Here is a 3,528-nt window from a genome sequence, read left to right on the forward strand (position 1 = left end):
GGGGGGGGGGGGAGAGGGGATTGGCCCCGGTCGAAATGAGCAATGGCGAACGCGATGGCGCGAACGGCTGCCGACACCACCGACACCACCTCGCCCCAGGGCCGCATCCGGCGTGAGAACGTCGAGCGCATCCTGAAGGCGGCCGAGCGCGTCTTCGCCGAGGCCGGCTGTGCCGGCGCCACCATGGCCGACATCGCCGAGCGGGCCGGCCTGCCCAAGGCCAACCTGCATTACTATTTCGGCACCAAGGAGGACCTTTACCGCGCGGTGCTCGACAACATCCTGCGGCTGTGGTTGGCGCCGATCGCCTCCTTCACCCCCGACGCCGACCCGGCGGCGACGCTGACCGCCTACGTCACCGCCAAGATGGAGGCGTCGCGCACCCGTCCCCATGCCTCGAAGGTCTTCGCCAACGAGATCCTGCATGGCGGCACCCAGGTCGAACGCTTCCTGGCCGAGGACCTGAAATCACTGGTCGACGCCAAGGCGGCTGTCATCGAAGGCTGGGTCGCCGCCGGCCGCATGGCCCCGGTGGATGCCCGCCAGTTCCTGTTCATGATCTGGGCGGTGACCCAGCATTACGCCGACTTCGACGTCCAGATCCGCAAGGTGCTGGGCCGCCGCAGCCTGACCCGCCACGACTTCGCCGCCATGACGGCGGAGGTGCTGCGCATGATCCTGCGCGCCGCCGGGCTACCGGAACCAGAAACCTCCATTACGCCCACCGACTCCGTCCCATCGAACCTCTGAGGGAGCGCCCGAGCATGTCCACCATCCTGATCCGCGGCGGCACCGTGGTCACCGCCGAGCAAACCCGCCGCGCCGACGTCCTCTGCCAGGACGGCATCATCACCGCGGTGGGCGACGCTCTCGACGTGCCGGCGGGGGCCGAAGTGGTGGATGCCGGCGGCTGCTACGTCATGCCCGGCGGCATCGACCCGCACACCCACATGGAACTGCCCTTCATGGGCACGGTGACGACGGAGGATTTCTTCAGCGGCACCGCCGCCGGCTTCGCCGGAGGGACGACGATGATCATCGACTTCGTCATCCCCAACCCGAAGCAGAGCCTGATGGAGGCTTATCACACCTGGCGCGGCTGGGCGGAGAAGGCGGCCGGCGACTACAGCTTCCACGTCGCCGTCACTTGGTGGGACGAGAGCGTGCGGCAGGACATGGGCACGCTGGTCGCCGACCATGGCGTGAACAGCTTCAAGCACTTCATGGCCTACAAGAACGCCATCATGGCCGATGACGAGACGCTGGTGAACAGCTTCCAGCGCTGCCTGGAGCTGGGCGCCATCCCCACCGTCCACGCCGAGAACGGCGAACTGGTCTTCCAGCTCCAGAAGAAGCTGCTGGCCCAGGGCCTGACCGGACCGGAGGCCCATCCGCTCTCCCGCCCGCCGGAGGTGGAGGGCGAGGCCGCCAACCGCGCCATCCAGGTCGCCAAGGTGTTCGGCGTGCCGGTCTATATCGTCCATGTCTCGGCCAAGGAGGCGCTGGCCGCCATCGAGCGCGGCCAGAACGACGGCCAGCGCGTGTTCGGCGAGGTGCTGGCCGGCCATCTGCTGATCGACGACGGGGTCTACCGCAATCCCGATTGGGACTTCGCCGCCGGCCATGTCATGAGCCCGCCCTTCCGCCCGAAGGAGCATCAGGACGCCCTGTGGCGCGGTCTCCAGGCCGGTCACCTGCACACCACCGCCACCGACCATTGCTGCTTCTGTGCGGAGCAGAAGGCGATGGGTCGCAACGACTTCACCAAGATCCCGAACGGCACGGCGGGCATCGAGGACCGCATGACCGCGCTGTGGACCCACGGCGTCAACACCGGCCGGCTGACGATGAACGAGTTCGTCGCCGTCACCTCGGCCAACGCGGCGAAGATCTTCAACCTCTACCCGCGCAAGGGCTCGGTCAGCGTCGGGGCCGATGCCGATCTGGTGGTGTGGGATCCGAAGGCGACCAAGACCATCTCGGCCAAGACCCAGATGCAGAAGGTGGGTTTGAACATCTTCGAAGGCATGACCGTCACCGGCACCCCGGCCTACACGCTGAGCCAGGGCCGCATCGTCCACGCGCTCGGCGAGAGCCGCGCGGTGCGCGGCGCCGGCCGCTACATCAACCGCCCCGCCTTCCCGCCGGTCTACGAAGCGGTATCGAAGCGCAACGCCCTGAACGTCCCGGTGGCGGTGGAACGGTAGGGCGATAACGCTCGAGCTCCCCTCTCCCCCCCGGGGAGAGGGTTAGGGTGAGGGGGTCGCGCGGGGTGGATTCTTGGTATAGCCACGCTACGCATCCCCCTCACCCCGACCCTCTCCCCAGGGGGGAGAGGGAGCGGTCAAATCCCCCCGATCACCCCACCGGATTGGCGAACAGGAAGTTCTCTGCCGTCAGGCTGCTGCGGTCGACGCCCATCAGCTTGATGGAGCTGAAGGTACCGAGTTCGATCGACAGGTCGGCGCCATTCTGCGCCGAGTGGGTCAGCACGTCGTTCAGGCTGGAGAAGCCGGAGATGCTGCGGAGATCGACGACATCACCGCCGGTGCCGGCCTGGAAATCGCCGATGCAGTCCCAACCGTCGCCGGGATTCTGGACGAAGGTGTCCCGCCCGGCGCCGCCGACCATGTAGTCGTTGCCGCCGTTGCCGGTGATGGTGTCGTTGCCGCTGCCGCCGGCCAGGAACTCGCCGGCCGAGGTGCCGGTGATGGTCTGGCCGGTGGGGCCGGTGGACCCGCCAGTGCCGCCCCCGGAGGAACCGCCCACCGTCGTGAAGGAGAAGTTGGCGGCGGTCAGGCTGCTGCGGGTGACGTTGGCCAGGATGGCGCTGTTGCCGTTGTCGAAGCGGACGACGGTGTTGGCGCCGTCCTGAACGGTGACGGCCATCACCGAGGCGAAGTCCTTCAGCCCGCTCCAGCCGGCGACATTCAGCACGTCGCCGCCGCTGCCGGCCTGGAAGTCGCCGATGTAATCCCAGCCGTCGCCCGGCTTGAAGACGAAGGTGTCGCTGCCGGCGCCGCCGACCATGTAGTCGTTGCCGGCGTTGCTGATGATGGTGTCGTTGCCGCTGCCGCCGGCCAGATAGTCGCGGGCATCGGTGCCGGTCAGGGTCAGACCGCCCGTTCCCCCCGTACCTCCACCGGTGCCGCCGCCCGTGCCGCCGCCAGTTCCACCCCCGGTATCGCCGCCGCCGGTGGACCCGCCGGAACCGGCCTGCCCCAGCGTGATGGTGTTGCCCGACAGGCTGATGTCCGAGGCGGCGAAGCTGCCGGCGATGCGCAGGGTCATGTCGGCGCCAGCGGTGGAATCCAGGCCGACATGGACCAGGGTGACGCCGTTCACCGTCTCCGCCTGGACCTGTCCGGCCTGCAGCGCGCTGCCGGTGCCGGACCCGACGCTGCCGGACAGCGACGCCCCGGCGATGGCGAAGGCGTCGCCGGTCAGGGCACCGGTGACGCTGGTGAAGCCGTTGGCCTGGGCCGCCGTCATCGTCACCGTGTGGCGCTTGCTGCCGGTCAGGGCCAG

2 protein-coding genes and 1 pseudogene are annotated in these 3,528 nt (G+C 68.7%); 2 read left to right on the forward strand and 1 reads right to left on the reverse strand.

The window, feature by feature from the left end; all coding sequences use genetic code 11:
* Nucleotides 1–42 precede the first annotated feature (42 nt).
* Nucleotides 43–750 (forward strand): TetR/AcrR family transcriptional regulator, encoded by a 708-nt coding sequence (locus TSO5_RS30260; protein ID WP_109155083.1) that lies wholly within the window; start codon nucleotides 43–45, stop codon nucleotides 748–750.
* 14 nt (nucleotides 751–764) lie between these two features.
* Nucleotides 765–2,207 (forward strand): dihydropyrimidinase, encoded by a 1,443-nt coding sequence (gene hydA / locus TSO5_RS30265; RefSeq protein WP_109155084.1) that lies wholly within the window; start codon nucleotides 765–767, stop codon nucleotides 2,205–2,207.
* 151 nt (nucleotides 2,208–2,358) lie between these two features.
* Here the strand turns inward: hydA and TSO5_RS30275 are convergent.
* Nucleotides 2,359–3,528, reverse strand: a pseudogene (locus TSO5_RS30275) (hypothetical protein); the annotation flags it as partial.

The sequence above is a fragment of the Azospirillum sp. TSO5 genome, from assembly GCF_003116065.1.
Taxonomy (GTDB): domain Bacteria; phylum Pseudomonadota; class Alphaproteobacteria; order Azospirillales; family Azospirillaceae; genus Azospirillum.